The following is a 15,401-nucleotide window of genomic DNA, read 5'->3' on the forward strand; positions in this document are numbered from 1 at the left end:
TGAGTTTACTGCACGGACTCAGCCTTGCAGGTTGGAGTGATGTCGTACTGCGGTTCGCAGGTGCCCATCAGGAAGCGGTCCATCCAGTTCATGATGTTGTCGAGGCGTTCGACGCGGTGCCAGGGTTCGCCGGAGCGGGAGAGTTCGTGGCTCTCACGCGGGAAGCGCACCATGACGGTGGGGATCTTCTTGTACTTCAGGGCGCGGAAGAACTCTTCGCCGCCTGCGCCGGTGGGAGTGCGGAAGTCCGCATCGCCGAGGATAAACATCATCGGTGTCTTGAGGTTGCCGACGAAGGTGATGGGGGAGTGAGCGCGGTAGAGCTCGATGTGCTCCCACGGCGGGCTGGTGGGATAGAAGGACTGATGGAAGCCTGCCATGTCGGCGATGTACCACCAGTTGGCCCAGTCGGTGATATCGCGCTGCGCGACGGCAGCTTTGAATCGATCGGTCTGCGTGACAACCCAGTCGGTGAGCAAGCCACCACCGGAGCCGCCGGTGACCCCGAGTTTTGTGGGATCTGCGTAGCCGAGTTTGATGGTCTCGTCGACAGTGTCCATGAGGTCGTGAAAGTCGTCGCCGGGGTAGTTGTTGAGGATGATGTTGGCGAAGTTTTCGCCGTAGGTGGTGGAGCCGCGCGGGTTGGGATAGATGACGACGTAGCCTTTTGCGGCCATCCAGAGCATCTCGTGGTCGAAGACCCAGCCGTAGGCGGAGTGCGGGCCACCGTGGATGTTGAGGATGGTCGGCAGAGGCTTTGCGGGCTTACCGGTGATGCCTGGCGGCATCATGATGAAGGTGTCGATGGTTTCGCCCTTGATGTCTTCGGCGTGATGCGTCGGCTTGACCTGGATATCGAGCGGCATCTGGAGATCGAGCTGCGAGAACAGCGCGTCGTTCACCTTCGTCAGCTGCGTCTGCTCTTTCGATCCGGCGTGAAGAGCGAAGAGATCGCCGATGAGGACGGGGTTGGAGATGAGGGCGATGATGGTCTTTGCGTCCGGGGTGGCATTGAAGCTGAGGACGGCCTGCTTCTGCTGGGTCAGTTCCGTTACTTTGCCGGAGGTTGTGTCTACGCTGACGAGCAGGGCGCTCCCGCGATAGCCAGCGAGATCGAGGATGGATTTGCTGTCCGAGGTCCAGGCGAGGCCGCCACGACCGCCGCCGCGAGGAGCGGTGTTGTCGCCGCCTACGCCGCCGCCCATCTCATAGGACAGCCTGGCGGTAAGGTTGCGCGGCTCGCCTGCGATGAGGGCCATGTCGCCTGATCCCTTGAGGTCCATTACCCAGAGATCGTCCTGCTTGTGGGTCATCGGTTTAGGTTCAGGGCCGGAGGCGTGGAAGGCGAAGTGGTGACCGTCCGGAGAGATGGCGAGGCCGCGGGCGCTGAGCTTGAGCTCGTCCGAGAAGGAGACGACGGGTGTGTCCTTCGGATGCTCGGTGCCGGTGGTGACCTTGATGCCGTAGATAGCATTGTGGGGCTTCTCCTCGTAGATCGACTCATCCACGCGCGATTGCGTGTAGAAGATCCACTTGGAGTCGGGCGACCAGAGAGGGTCCTGCACGCCGAAGCGGCCGCTGGTGAGCTGCCACGCGGGGGCTTGCGTGCCATCGGCCTTGGGCAGATAGACGAGATAGAGCTGGGAGACGAAGGTGGGATCGAGATAACCTTCGCCGTTGGAGCGCCACGTGGCGCGGTCGATGATTTTGATATCGGAGACGTGTGCGTCATCGCCGGTGAGGTGCGACTTCTTTGCGGCGTCGGCTTTAGCGGCGGCCTGATCCTGCGGGGTCGAGGAGGTGACGAGAATGGCCTGGCCGTCGGGAGACCACTGGGGCGAGCCTGCGCCTTTGGGGAGATCGGTGATCTTGAGGATCTTGCTGCCGGGCCTGGCTGCCATGAGGTAGAGCTGCGCGGGGCCGGGCTTGCCGTCGACGCTGCCAGAGCGGACGAAGGCGATGTGGGTGCCATCGGGCGACCAGCGAGGCGAGGAGTCTTTCGGGCCAGCGGTGAGCTTCTGGGGCGTCGCGCCGGGAACGGCGGTGTCGAGCAGATAGAGCGAGGTGTCGTAGCCGGAGCGATCTGCAGAGACGGTGGTCTGGACGAAGACGACGCGGGTGTCCTTGGGCGAGAGCTGCGTGTCGCCGATCCAGACGAAGTCGAAGAGGTCTTTGTCCGTGATGAGCCGCTTCGGCGCCTGCGCTTGCGTGGGCACGCTCAGGAGAGCGGGGAGAATGAACAGGGAAGCGGTAAGCAGACGGCGGACGACTCTCATGGGACCCTCGCGGACGAAGCTGTAGATATGTCGAAACGATATCATCCGGCGGGTCGCGTATTGAGTGGCGCGGGGTGGGTGGTTATGGCTTCAATCGAAGATCCCAATGCGCGGTATCGTCGCCGATGGTGACGACGAGTGGACCTTCCTGACCTTCGCGGAGGGCGGGACCTTTGACGGTGTGCTCGTGCCGCGCGGCGTCGGTCCAGATGACCTTGGTGTCACCGTCGCCGAGGATCTTGAAGCGGTAGTGATAGGTCTCACCGGCGGCGAGGGTCTCTTTGCCGAAGCTGGCGCTGGGGTAGTCGACTTCGACGAGACTGATGGTCGAGGCGGTTGCGTTCTTCACGTCGGCTTCGACGTAGGCCGAGTGGCACCCACTGACACTGACCAGCACCATCGCGACACCGACACACCGCACCAAGCTCTTCAAGACCATTTGTAAAGGGTATCAGTGTCTTACTTCGAACTGGGGTCCGTGTTGCTTCGCAGCTTGCGCACGAGATCGGGGAGGCGGCGGACTGCAGCGACCATGCGGAGCCAGTCGCGATTGTCCATGGCGGGATAGCCACTGACGACGGCGCCTGGGGCTACGTCGTTGGGGATGCCGGTTTGTGCGGTGGCGATGGCGCCGTCGCCGATGTTGAGGTGGCCGGCGACGCCGACCTGTCCGGCGAGGATGACGTTCTTGCCGATGTGGCTGGAGCCGGCGAGGCCGACCTGCGCACAGAGCAGGGTGTTTTCGCCGACGGTGGAACCGTGGCCAACTTGCACGAGGTTGTCGATCTTGGCGCCGATTTTGACGCGGGTTTCGCCGACGCTGGCGCGGTCGATGCAGGCGTTGGCCTGGACCTCGACGGCGTCTTCGAGGATGGCGGGACCAGCCTGCACGATCTTGACCCAGCGGCCATCGTTGCCTTTGGCGAAGCCAAAGCCGTCGGCACCGATGATGGCGCCGTTCTGGAGGACGACGTCGTCGCCGAGGAGGCAGCCTTCGCGGACGACGGCGTGGGCGTGGGCGAGGAAGCGGGCGCCAGTCTGGACGCCAGGGTAAAGGACGACGTGGGGAAGGAGTACGGCGTCATCGCCGAGGACGCAGCCGTCGCCAACGACAACATAAGCGCCGATGTGTGCGCGCTCACCGAGGGTGGCGGTGGGGGCAACGACAGCGGTGGGGTGAATACCCGGCGCGTACTTCAATGGGGGATGGAAGGCTTCGATGGCCCTGGACCAGGCGAGGTAAGGATTTTTGACGCGGAGGGTGGGGACGGAGACTTCGGCGAACTCGGGTTCGACGATGAGTGCCCCGGCGGAGGTGGTTTTGGCCATCGCTGCGTACTTCGGGTTCGCTACGAAGGTGATCTGCTGGGGGCCTGCGGTTTCGATTCCGGCGACGCCGGTAACTACGACTCCGCTGGCGTCTGTGCCTGCCACCAGTTCTGCGCCGATCCGTGCTGCCAACTCGCCTAACGTCATGCCCGCCATTTTATCCGGAACTAGTCCTGCTGCTCGAACAGGCCTGCCTGGAGGGCGAGTGCTGCCTGCTTGGCGGTCTTCGCGGCGAGCGTTCTGGTGGGAGAGCTGACCCAGCCGACGACCTCGAAGGTGCGAATGGAACTTCTCGGTACAAAAAGCCGAAGGGTATTGGAGTGGCGATCGGGCGGGGTGAGGAACAGGCCCGAGGTCTGGAGCAGGTCGTCGAGGAAAGAGAGGTCGAGATGAAGCAGGCCTTCGAGGGGCGGCATTTCGTGGAACTCAAGGCGGACCCAGAGGCCCTCGCCTCGAGGGCGGATAGGGAAGCTTCGGCGACCGAGACGTTCCGGGTCTGCGTGGTCGTTCAGATTGAAATCCTTCACGTAAAAAATGGCGACTATCTCGCTGATGGGTAGATGTTTAGCACGCGCATCCACCTCGATAAGATCGACGTTTCCGTCGGCAAGAAAGTCACTCTGAGGTAGATAACCCCAGGCGAGAGCGCCTCCGTTCATTCTTACAACGACCTTCTTCTGTGCCGCCGCCATGGAGAAATCCCTTCAGAAACTTGACCGGATTGTCGCACTGTCGGCCAGAACCGCAACGAAAATAGTGCAATCAGGTAGCCAAATGAGCATTGCTGATGTAAAATTGGGAGTTGTGGCGGGGTTTAGAAGACACCTAAGCCTCTGATTTTGAACGAATTAGCCTTTGCAAAGAATCGCCACAACGCACCGCAACGCCTTACACGTCCGGAGCCCCCTTACCCAACATGGCCGATTACATCTACCTGCTGCAGACTCGCCTGAACGCAGCTCAGCTCGCCTCCCTGGAACACGTCCGCACCGCCGCCCGCTCTCGCAGCATGACCGTTTTCCTGGTCGGAGGCGCCGTTCGAGACCTGACCACGGGCTCGCCGATCCGCGACCTCGACCTTGCCGTGCAGGGCAACGCGACCAAGCTGAAGAAGGACCTGGAGAAAGCCGGTGGCACGCTTATCGGTGAAGACGATGCTGCCCAGAAGCTGTACTTCAACTTCCCCGGCGGCGTCCGGCTGGAAGTTGGCGCCACGCTGACCGCGACGTATCCGAAGCCGGGCAAGCCGGTGTACAAACCTGCAAACATCCTCGAAGACCTGCGCCGCCGCGACTTTACAGCAAATGCCATGGCGATCTCGTTGAATGAGGGATCTTATGGCCTGCTGATGGATCCTTTGAACGGCATCGCCGATCTCGAGAATCGCGAGCTGCGGCTGGTTTCGAACTACGGCTTTATCGAAGACCCGAGCCTGCTGATCCGGGCGACTCGTCTGGCTGCGCGTCTGGGCTGGCAGCTTGAAGAGAAGACCAAGCAGCGCTACGAGACGGCCAAGACTGAGGGTTATATCTCGGCGCTGAATCCGACGGCCAGCGGCTATGAGTTGGAAGAGATCTTCCATGAGGAAGATCCGATGCACGTGCTGCACAGCCTGGAGTCCGAAGGCTGGCTAAAGGTGCTGTTCCCGGCGTGGACATCGAAGCATGTAAACGAGGCGGAGCTGGAACGCCTCCGCGACACGGTGGGGCAGCTGGAGTTGCTCGGTTTGCATCCTGATTCCTCGCCTGCGCTGTTCCCACTGCTGACGGCAAAGCTCGGACCGAAGGATGTAACGGCTTTGAAGGCGGCGTTTGCGCGTCCCGGTTTTGTGACGCAGATCGAATCGCTCGATGCGGAGACGAAGACCTTCAGCACAATCTTTACGAGCAAGGCTGCGGCGGCTCCTTCGGATGCTTGGAAGCTGCTTTACTCTTACGCACCGGAGCCGATTCTGTGGCTGGCCCATACGGGCAAGGCCGCTGGTATTCAGAACAAGTTCAAGGCTTTCTTCACGGAATGGCCGCAGGCTCACACCAAGATTCCGTACCAGCTTATGCAGGAGATGCGTATTGTTCCCGAGCTGCCTGTTTATAAGGAGCTGATCGAGAAGCTGACTTTTGCGATCATGGACGGGCTGCTGGATACTTCTGAGGCTGCGCGTGCATTCCTGGAGCCCTACTCTCCGCCCGCACCTCCGCCGCCGGTCAATCTGCGTCGGCGCGCCGTCAAGCGCGAGGCGAAGCCTTCGAAGCGCGCCAAGAAGGTAGCGAAGAAGAGTGAGGAGGAGGCGGTCGAAGGTGTGGAGCCGACAATCGAGGCCTCTGAAACGGTGAAGCCGGTGGCTGCGAAGGTGGTGCCGGTAAAGGCTGTGGCACCCGCTAAGGCTGACAAGCCGGCGGCCGTGAAGGCTCCGGTGAAGGTCGCTGCAAAGACGGCAACTAAGTCCGCTCCGAAACCTGCAGTCAAAGCTTCAGCACCTGCGAAGAAGGCTGTGGCTCCTGCTAAGCCCGCAGCAAAGAAGGCCGCGAAGTCCGCACCGAAGACGGTTGCGAAGAAGTCACCCGCGAAGCCTGCCGCCAAAAAGCCTACGCCGAAACCAGTCGCAAGGAAGGTGAGTCCGGCGAAGAAGGCAGCAAAGCCCGCGCCTAAGCCGGTTGCGAAGAAAGCGCCTGCCAAGGCGGCCGCAAAGAAGGCTGCACCGAAGCCAGTTGCGAAGAAGAAGCCTGCAGCAAAGAAGGCCCGGCGCTAAGCCGGGCCTTTCCTTGTCTCAGCTTCGAGTGAACTAATCGCGTCCACGCTTCTTAACTTCAATGTTCAGGCGCTTGATCTTCTGGTTCAGTGTCGAAAGCGGCACACGGAAGAATTCGGCAGCCTCCGTCTGATTCCAATTGCAGCGCTCCAGCCGATCAGCGATGATGCGGCGCTCTATGTCTTCGATGACGTCGAAGAGGGAGGCGTCGGGGCGCTGTTCCAACAGGTTGGTCGAGTAGGTGTTGCCGCGAATCTGCGTGGGCAGAAGCTCCGGCGTGATCTGCGGACCGTTGGCGAGGACGACGCCGCGCTCCATCGCGTTTTCAAGCTCCCGGACGTTACCGGGCCACTCGTAGTCCATCATGACGCGCAGGGCCTCGCCAGAAAGCTCAAGCTGCGAGAAGCCGTTCTCCTCCGCGTAGTACTTGAGGTAGTGGTTGGCGAGCAGCGGGATGTCTTCCTTGCGGGTGCGCAGCGGCGGCAGATGAAGGCTGATGACGTTGAGGCGATAGAAGAGGTCCTCGCGAAAGCGGCCTTCTTTGACCGCCTGCTCAAGGTTCACATTGGTCGCGGCGACGATGCGGACGTCGACCTGAATCTCGGAGGTGCCGCCGACGTGCATGAAGCGCTTATCCTGCAGGACGCGCAGGATTTTGGCCTGCATGTCCATCTGCATGGTGCCGATTTCGTCCAGGAAGAGCGTGCCGCCATCAGCGACCTCAAAGAGGCCCTTCTTTGCGGCGACGGCGGAGGTGAAGGCACCGCGCTCGTGGCCGAAGAGTGTGGACTCGAGGAGCTCGCTTGGAACCGCGCCGGTGTTGACGGGGATGAAGGGCTTGTCTCTGCGCGTCGAATGCTGATGGATGGCCTTTGCGATGAGTTCTTTGCCTGTTCCGCTTTCGCCCTGGATGAGTACGGTGGAGCGGCTGGGCGCGACCTGTGCAACGAGGTCGAAGAGCTTGAGCATGGGCTCGCTCTTGCCAACGATGTTTTCAAAGGAGACGCGCTGCTTGAGCGTGCGCTTAAGCAGCACGACCTCTTGCTCGGCTTTGTTCTTGCCGATCGCGGAGCGAATATCAGCGAGAAGCTTTTCGTTGTCCCACGGCTTTTGAACGAAGTTGGAAGCACCTGCGCGGATCGCGTCGACGACATTGCCGACGGTGCCGTAGGCGGTGATGAGGATGACCGGCATCTCGGGTACGAGGGTCTTGATGCGGGGTAGAAGATCGATGCCGCTTTCGCCCGGCAGAGCGAGGTCGAGCAGAAGAAGATCGTAGGTCTTGCGGGTGAGTTGATCGAGACCCTGGTTGCCATCCACGGCGAGATCGACGTGGAACCCTTCGAGTGTGAGCAGCGTCTCCAGAGAGTCGCGGATTCCGGCTTCATCGTCCACAATCAGAATTCGTTGACCGCGCTGCGAGCTACCACCGCCAGCGTCGACGCCCACCGGTTCCGTCATCAAAGCATTAGACATGTACTACCTTTCCAACTTCACTCTTTTCGTTTAGACGCCCGGACCCCGCCGAAGATGCTCCTTCAGCTGCGGGGAACTCCAGCCTGAACGTTGTACCTACTCCTACGTTGCTGGATACCTCAATGGTTCCCGAATGTTCCTGAATAATTCCGTAGGTGACGGAGAGCCCGAGTCCAGTGCCCTTGCGATGACCCTCTTGCGGATTGCTGCGCGTAGTGAAGAAGGGATCGTAGATTTTGCGGAGGACTTCCTGGCTCATGCCGACACCGTCGTCCTCGACGATGAGCGACAGGCGTCCGTTGGCGCTTTCGGTGCGGATGCTGACGTGGCCGTCCTTCTTGTCCTGCAGCGCGTCCTTGGCATTGAGTACAAGGTTGACCAGGACCTGTTGGAGTTTGCCGCGATTGCCGAGCACTGCGGGGAGCGACTCGGCCAGGTCGGTGGTTACCGTGACGCTGGCGCTGCGCATCTGGTGTTCCAGCAGGAGCACGGTGTCGCGCACCATGGCGTTGATGTCGACTCTGGAGAACTCGACGCTGCCCATACGTGAGAAGTTCAGTAGACCGCTGGCGATCTCGGAGGCGCGGAAGGTCTGCTGCGTGATTTTCTCGATGACCGGCAGGAGGCGCGCATGGGTGGCTTCGTCCGCGCGGAGCTGCTTGCCGAGCATCTGCGTGTAGCTGGAGATGACGGCGAGCGGGGTGTTGACTTCGTGCGCTACGCCTGCGGCAAGCAGGCCGATCGAGGAGAGTTTCTCTGCCTGGGTAAGCTGCGTTTCCATGCTGATGCGGTCGGAGATGTCGTCGACGATGATGATGCGGCCGACAGTTTTGAAGTCGCGATTGAGCAGGGGAGCGACGGTGATGTTGGCGGTGCGTGCCTCGCCGGTGGGGGTCTGGAGGCGGAACTTGTAAAGGGTGCTGACGCCGGTCTCGCTGCGCAGACGATCGAACTCCTGGAGGAATTCGGGCGGGAGGACTTCCCGCATGGGACGGCGGAGCGCGTCGGCACGGGGGGTCGCGTACATAACCTCCATCTGCGCGTTCCAGCTTTCGATATGGTCGCCGAGGTCGACGGCGAAGACGCCGATGTTGATGGATTCAACGATGTTTTCGTTGAAGTCGCGAAGACGTTCGAAGTCAGTGATCTTCTGCTCGAGCTTGCGGTAAAGCTGAGCGTTCTGGATGGCGATGCCGATGTAGCCGGCGAGCGATTCGAGCAGCACCATGTCCTCGCTGGAGAGGAAGTCGCCGTCGCCGGTGCGTCCGAGGCCGAGGACAGCTAATGTGGTGCGACCGCTGCCCCCGTGGCGGGCAGCGCGACACGGGACATAGTAGTTGAGGTCGAGGGCTGCGGCGGTTTGCTTCTGTTCTTCGGGCAGACGGAGGACGGCTTGCGGGGTCTCGAAGAAGAGATGACTGTTGCTGTCGCGGTGATCGAAGTCGAGGAAGCCGAGGTCGAGCTTGCTGCCCTCGGCCATCACCTGGGCACTGAGGCCGTGAGCGGCGACCAGGGAGAAGGTCTCGCGACGGCCAGTGACATCTTCATCGGCGAGGAAGACGGCAACGCGCGTAACGAGCAGTGTTTCGGGGAGACGCTCGACGATGGAGGTGACGAGGGCGCGGAGGTCGGTTTGAGCATTCAACTCGCTGCCGAACTCGACGAGGGTCTCGCGGTAGTCGATCTCCTTTTGGTCGAAGAAGCGATCGACCCAGCCCTGAATCGTCCGCTTGAGGGGATCGAAGAGCAGGCCGGTGACGATGACCGCAGCGACGAGTCCCCAGGTGCCGAGGCCCTTCATGCGGGTGTGCACCATCTCGGCAAAGAGGGCGATGATGCCGAAGTAAAGGCCGACGAGAGCGCCGGTAGCGAGCGTGTAGGTGACGCCGCGCTTGAAGATCAGGTCGACGTCCATCAGGCGATAACGGACGATGGCCCAGCTGAAGGTCAATGGCAGAAGGATGAGCGAGAGAGAGGCGACCTTGGCGAGCGATTCCGGGGCGCTCCAGTTCAACACGAACGGGATGACGTAGAGCGCGGTGAAGGGAAGCACCGTCAATACAGTTCCGCGGGAGAGCCACTTGAGCTGTTGGCGCTGTAGAGGCTGCTCTTCGGCGCGATAACGCACCCAGAAGATGACGGCGGCGATGGTGTAGTAGGTGACGAGATAGACGTAGTCGATCTGGTCGAGGCGGTGCTTCAGGAGTTCGGTTGAGGACCAGTGGAAGATCCACATGGCGCGCAGGCCGACGAGGACGATGCCCGGGATGTAGACCAGGGAGTAGGCTGCGCGGCGGGCACGGCTGGAGCGGTCGACGGTGAAGCTCAGCGCAAAGTGGAGGAAGAGTGCCGGCTGCAGGGACATCGCGAGGATGTTTCCGGCGAGGATCGTGTCGTCCAGGCCGTCGAGGATGCCGGTGTACTGGAAGGCGTAGAGGATGAACGAAGTCAGACAGAAGACATAAAAATGGGTGGACTTGGGCGCGGTCCACCGGCGAAGCAGCACGTAGAGCCCGATACAGAGGTAAACCAGCGCGATGAGGCGTAGCACCTGGTAATCTGTGCGATCGGTGGGGAGCAGAACAACAGCGGCGGGGATGGTGTGGACCGTCGCCTTGCCGTCGCGGACGATGGTGCGGCGCAGGGTGTAGGTGGCCGTACCGAAGATGCCGGTGTGCTCCATCTCGCGCTCGGCGCTGGCCAACCGAGGGGTCTGGATGTCGTTGATAGCAATGAGGACATCGCCGGTGCGGATACCTGCTTTTTCGGCGGGACTGTCGGGGGGGACCATGTAAACCCGCAGACCGCCGTCGGCTTCGGTGAGGCGGGCTCCATCCGTGGGCTGGTTGTAGCCGCCTTCCTGAACGTAATTCGCAACGGCCAGACCTACCGCGCCTAGTGTGAACACGGCGAGAATAAGGGCAAGTAGTCGGGTTTGCGATTCACTCTTCACGGAGATCTCGCCTCGTCCAAGGGCTTTCTCTAATTGGTGATGCAAGTTACAGGCCAAACGGGTAAAACGCTTTGAACAGCCTATTGCTAGAGACTGCATTGCAGGGGAAGCGTGGAATGTTCATTTGCGATCCATAAAATCATAACCTGTTTCTATTTCAAGGATGTCCTGTATACGACAACATCAACCATTTGGTTCCAACAGGATAGCTTCCGAGCATTTCGCTTTGAGTTTCGACGAAATTTACATACTATTAACAGAGGGCTTCAATCCCTAAAGACTTGTCCGAAAAGAGCTATCCGCGCCGTGTCAGAACGCCGTTATTTGAATCTTGACGGCCTTCAACTCTCGTACCTCGAAACCGGGGCTGCGATGGAAGGGAGGCCAACACTGGTTTTGCTGCATGGCCTTATGGGTTCGGCGGCGACCTTCCTTCCGTTCATGAATGAGCTGGACTCGAATCTGCATGTGATCGCGCTTGATCTGCCGGGGGCGGGTCTGTCGGAACGTCGCGCCGATCTTGCGGCGGATCTGAAGTCGACTACTTTGTGTGTCGCCGGTGTGCTGGATGCGCTAGAGCTGAAGAAGCCGATTGTGCTGGGTCACTCGCATGGAGGGGCTATTGCGCTGCGGCTTGCGGCAAAGTATCCGGAGCGGCTGACTTCGATAGCGCTGCTTGCGCCCGCGCATCCGTTTTTCGACGAGGCGACTGAGGTGATTCGCTTCTACCTGTCGCTGCCGGGGCGGATTTTCGCGCACACGATGCCGTGGTTTCCTCAGTGGATTCAGATGATGGGGTTACGCCGCATGGCAGGGCCGCAAAGCTGGGATACCCCTGAGCGCCTTGCGCCGTATCGGGAAAATCTGCGTGTGCCGGGAACGATTGCTCACCTGCTGAAGCTGATTCGCACCTGGCATGACGATATGGCTTCGCTCGGTAAGCTGCTGCGGAAGCCGCTGTCGACGCCAACCCTGGTGTTGTGGGGAGCCTGCGATCGGGCTGTACCTGTCTACACGGCCACGGAGCTTTGCTCGCATCTCCAGCAGTCTGAGCTGCATGTACTGCCTGGGGTGGGACATCGACCAGCCGAAGAAACTCCGGCGAAGGTCGCGGAGTTGATCCAGCAGATGGTGCTGGCCTACTCGGCGGAAGCCGCAGGTTATAGCCCGAACTCTTCGGCGATCCATAGCCGTATCGCACCGCTCATGACGTCCAACTTCGAAGTCGGCGATTGAGCTGTTCCGGCAAAGAAGTGATCCGCTCCTTCAACCCAGACAATCTTGCGTGGCATCGGCGCTGAGACCAGAACACCTTCCAGCGTTCCCATGGGAGCGTATTCATCACTGTCTCCGCAGATGAATAGCTTAGGCGTGCGTCCGCAGGCGGGGAGGAACTCGTAGGTGTAGTTCCGGCCTTCGGCCTGTACGGGGAGGCCGAGACCGACGAGACCTTTCACACTACTGTCACCGCAGCAGGCGCGGAGACCAATATTCGCGCCGAAGGAGAAGCCTGCGAAGAGGATGGGCAGACGATATTTTGCATCGAGCCAGTCGAGCGCGGCGTGGACATCGTCAATTTCACCGGGACCGCCATCGTGCGAGCCTTCGCTGAGGCCGACGCCACGAAAGTTGAAACGCAACACAGGCAGGCCGAAGCTGGAGAAGGCTTTGGCCGCGTGGTAGACGACCTTGTTGTGCATCGTGCCGCCGCCCAGGGGATGCGGATGGGCGATTAGAACGGCGTATAGCGCGTCTTCGCGGCCGGTGTTCAGTATGCCTTCGAGTCGGCCCGCGGGACCTTGCAGATCGTCAACGGCCATCACCTTCGATTGGAACTCGCTCATACCCTCAGTCTACTTTGCCAGCCTGTTCGATCTTCCACGGGTGTAGGTCGTTTATCCTTGGCGCATGGTCGATCCTATTCAGCTCACACGTCAGCTCGTCGATATTGAATCGACCACGTATCACGAGGCACCCGCCGGCGAGTTTCTTGCAACGTACCTGGCCTCGCTCGGCTATCACGTCGAACGGCAGCCGGTGCAGCAGCCGGACCTTGCGCGCACTCCCGGTGCGGGAACCGGGCCGCGCTTCAATGTGTTTGCACTGCCACAGGAGATGGTAGACAAGGGCATAGTACCCGATGTCGTGTTTTCGACGCACATGGATACGGTGCCACCGTTTCTTGGTGCCTGCCGCGAGGACGAGACGCATCTGTACGGTCGCGGCACGTGCGATGCCAAGGGTATTATCGCTGCCCAGATTGCGGCAGCCGAGAAGCTCCGCGTGACGGGCATGCCGATAGGATTGCTGTTTGTTGTGGGTGAGGAGCGGGACTCGGCTGGAGCCAAGGTGGCCAATGAGAATCCGCGTGGGTCGCGGTTTTTGATCAACGGGGAGCCGACGGATAATCGGCTCGCGCTGGCCAGCAAGGGTGCGCTGCGTGTGGAGCTTTTTGCTCACGGTCGGGCTGCACACTCTGCGTATCCAGAACTGGGAGAGTCGGCGATCGATAAGCTGCTGGAGGCGCTGCACGATATCCAATCGCTGCCGCTGCCGGTCATCGAGGGCATTGGGGATTCGACGCTGAACGTGGGGTTGATCCACGGTGGCCGCGCTCCGAATGTGATTGCCGATAAGGCGGAGGCACACATTCTTGTGCGACTGGTAGGACCTGCCGAGGAGACGAAGGCCGCGATTGTGAAGGCTGCCGCTGGCCGCTGCGAGGTAGTGTTTTCGCTGGAGTTGCCGTTTGTCCGCATGCGCTCGTTTGAGGGCTTCGACACAATGGTGGCGAAGTTCACCACGGACATCCCCGCGTTGACTGCGTGGGGTGAGCCGTTCCTATTGGGACCAGGAAGCATCCACGTCGCGCACACGCCGGACGAGAAGATCAACAAGCAGGAACTTCTGGACTGCGTTGAGCTTTACGTGAAACTGGCAAAGGCGCTGACAGCCTAGTCGAGAGGCGACATTTTGGTCATGTTGTGAGGAATGGGTGCAGCCCATTTTGGTGGCTGGGTGATTTTGCTGGCGGCCAGACTCACAATCTGACTGCTACACTCTCACCAGCGTCGACCAACCAGCGATGCTACTGATCTCAGCGCAGAAATCCTTCCGCCCCAACCCCGCTCAATGCGACCATGGAGCAAGACGATGCCCCGCCTGTCTACTATCTTCCTTACTTTTTTCTTTATTCTTGCTTTCGGCAGCGCGCTGATTCTGCGCCCGCTTATGTATTACTTCGAACTGCCTGCGTCGAACACGCAGTTGAAGCACTTCGACACGCTGCTGGTGCTCGGCTATCCATGCAATACCGATGGGAGCTCAAGCCCGGAGCAGCGCGAGCGCGTGCTCGAGTCGGTACGGGAGTTCAAGAACGGAGTGGCGTCGCACATCATCATGTCGGGTGGCGCGGCCCACAATGCTTGCATAGAAGCGCATGCGATGAAAACTCTGGCTGTGGCCGTCGGTGTGCCTGCTGACGATGTGATCGAAGAGGGTACAGCGAAGGATACGCTGCAAAACGTCTACGACAGCTACAAGATCATGCAGTCGCAAGGCTGGAACTCGGCAGAGGTCATCAGCTCGCCGTCGCATCTGCGGCGCGCCGCGTTGATCCTGCAGCACTATCCCATCCTGTGGCGCACGCATGCTTCGGAGTGGCCGGGTGAGTACAGCTTTGCGCGCATCCTCGCTATCTACATTAGCGAGATCAAGCAGACTCGCCGGATTCATACGCATGGCTTCCCGCCGAACGCGCCATTTCCGCAAGCTGCTGCGACCGCTTCAAACTAGGCAAGCGCAAGAATGTGGAGCAGAAGCGAAGAGCTTCTGTTCCACTTCCTTGCGCGGCTCTCTAGTGCATCGTGGCGAGCATGCCGAAGACCTGCTCGAAGTTGCCGTTTTTCTCACTCCAGCGAAGCGGTTCCACTCGCTTGACCAGGATCTCTCCTGAAGCTGGCGGGGCTGCCAGCAGAGACATGGTTTCGCTGATGTATTCCGCCAGCGGCATAGCGCGCGGATCGGAGGCCTGGGATGCACCACCGAGCTCGGTCTGCACATAGGGCGGAGCCAGCTCGAGGACCTGCACGCTGGTTTCACGCAGCTGGTAGCGAAGACTCTGGCTGAAGGAGTGCATTGCTGCCTTGGTTGCGCAATACGTCGGTGCACCTGCCAGCGGAGTGAAGGCGAGGCCTGAGGTCACCATTAAGACTGCGGATTCTTTCTGTTTCTTCAACAGGGGCAGCAGCGCTGCCGTGAGGCGAATAGGGCCAAGGATGTTGGTGGTGATCTCGGCTTCGGCGGTGCTGACGTCTACGATATCTGCAGCAAAGTCTTCTGGTCGCATGATGCCAGCGTTATTCAGCAGCACGTTCAAGGCAGGGAAGTCGGCTGCGATCTTTTCGGCGAAGACCTTCACCGCGTTTGGCGAATCGACGTCGGCGACTACGAACTTCATGCCGGGGTTTGCGGTCGCAGTGAACTCCAGGACCTCTTTGCGGCGACCTGCGATGATTACCTCATTGCCCAAATTGTGAAACGCCTCAGCGAGACCGCGGCCTATGCCGGAGCCGCCGCCAGTAATGAGAATTGTGTTGCCTGTCATCTTCATGGTGAA

The 15,401-nt window shown here is 60.4% G+C and carries 12 protein-coding genes; 4 read left to right on the forward strand and 8 right to left on the reverse strand.

Annotated elements, in window-relative coordinates; translation table 11 throughout:
- Positions 1-5: 5 nt before the first annotated feature.
- The 4 genes from OHL14_RS15280 to OHL14_RS15295 are packed head-to-tail and all read right to left on the reverse strand — an operon-like array spanning position 6 to position 4,297.
- Positions 6-2,321, reverse strand: a complete 2,316-nt coding sequence (locus OHL14_RS15280) for a S9 family peptidase (protein ID WP_263380219.1) — start codon at positions 2,319-2,321, stop codon at positions 6-8.
- A 37-nt stretch (positions 2,322-2,358) separates the two neighbouring features.
- A complete protein-coding gene (locus OHL14_RS15285; RefSeq protein ID WP_263380220.1) occupies positions 2,359-2,715 on the reverse strand; it encodes a hypothetical protein in 357 nt (118 codons plus the stop codon).
- A gap of 20 nt (positions 2,716-2,735) precedes the next feature.
- Positions 2,736-3,752: a UDP-3-O-(3-hydroxymyristoyl)glucosamine N-acyltransferase gene (gene lpxD / locus OHL14_RS15290; RefSeq protein ID WP_263380221.1), complete on the reverse strand. Its 1,017-nt coding sequence runs from the start codon at positions 3,750-3,752 to the stop codon at positions 2,736-2,738.
- 20 nt (positions 3,753-3,772) lie between these two features.
- The gene (locus OHL14_RS15295) at positions 3,773-4,297 is read right to left on the reverse strand and encodes a DUF6982 domain-containing protein (protein WP_263380222.1); all 525 of its coding nucleotides are present in this window, start codon (positions 4,295-4,297) and stop codon (positions 3,773-3,775) included.
- 224 nt (positions 4,298-4,521) lie between these two features.
- On the opposite strand from OHL14_RS15295, the gene OHL14_RS15300 reads away from it, so the two are divergent.
- On the forward strand, positions 4,522-6,354 hold the full coding sequence (locus tag OHL14_RS15300; protein ID WP_263380223.1) for a CCA tRNA nucleotidyltransferase: 1,833 nt from the start codon (positions 4,522-4,524) through the stop codon (positions 6,352-6,354).
- A 33-nt stretch (positions 6,355-6,387) separates the two neighbouring features.
- Here the strand turns inward: OHL14_RS15300 and OHL14_RS15305 are convergent, their stop codons facing one another.
- Both OHL14_RS15305 and OHL14_RS15310 read right to left on the reverse strand, forming a co-directional pair.
- A complete protein-coding gene (locus OHL14_RS15305; protein ID WP_263380295.1) occupies positions 6,388-7,815 on the reverse strand; it encodes a sigma-54-dependent transcriptional regulator in 1,428 nt (475 codons plus the stop codon).
- A gap of 7 nt (positions 7,816-7,822) precedes the next feature.
- A complete protein-coding gene (locus tag OHL14_RS15310) occupies positions 7,823-10,783 on the reverse strand; it encodes an ATP-binding protein (RefSeq protein WP_263380224.1) in 2,961 nt (986 codons plus the stop codon).
- Positions 10,784-11,089: 306 nt separating this feature from the next.
- Between OHL14_RS15310 and OHL14_RS15315 the strand changes: the two genes are divergently transcribed.
- Positions 11,090-12,019, forward strand: a complete 930-nt coding sequence (locus tag OHL14_RS15315; protein ID WP_263380225.1) for an alpha/beta fold hydrolase — start codon at positions 11,090-11,092, stop codon at positions 12,017-12,019.
- On the opposite strand, the gene OHL14_RS15320 is transcribed toward OHL14_RS15315, so the two are convergent.
- Positions 11,944-12,627: an alpha/beta hydrolase gene (locus tag OHL14_RS15320; RefSeq protein ID WP_263380226.1), complete on the reverse strand. Its 684-nt coding sequence runs from the start codon at positions 12,625-12,627 to the stop codon at positions 11,944-11,946. The two genes, OHL14_RS15315 and OHL14_RS15320, sit on opposite strands and share 76 nt — an antisense overlap.
- Positions 12,628-12,691: 64 nt before the next feature.
- On the opposite strand from OHL14_RS15320, the gene OHL14_RS15325 reads away from it, so the two are divergent.
- Both OHL14_RS15325 and OHL14_RS15330 read left to right on the forward strand, forming a co-directional pair.
- Complete coding sequence (locus OHL14_RS15325; RefSeq protein WP_263380227.1) at positions 12,692-13,741, forward strand: M20/M25/M40 family metallo-hydrolase; 1,050 nt, start codon at positions 12,692-12,694, stop codon at positions 13,739-13,741.
- Positions 13,742-13,936: 195 nt separating this feature from the next.
- Positions 13,937-14,578 (forward strand): YdcF family protein, encoded by a 642-nt coding sequence (locus OHL14_RS15330; protein ID WP_263380228.1) that lies wholly within the window; start codon positions 13,937-13,939, stop codon positions 14,576-14,578.
- Positions 14,579-14,639: 61 nt separating this feature from the next.
- On the opposite strand, the gene OHL14_RS15335 is transcribed toward OHL14_RS15330, so the two are convergent.
- Positions 14,640-15,395: an SDR family oxidoreductase gene (locus OHL14_RS15335; RefSeq protein ID WP_263380229.1), complete on the reverse strand. Its 756-nt coding sequence runs from the start codon at positions 15,393-15,395 to the stop codon at positions 14,640-14,642.
- Positions 15,396-15,401: the final 6 nt, after the last annotated feature.

It is taken from the genome of Granulicella paludicola, assembly GCF_025685545.1.
Classification (GTDB): Bacteria; Acidobacteriota; Terriglobia; order Terriglobales; family Acidobacteriaceae; genus Granulicella; species Granulicella paludicola.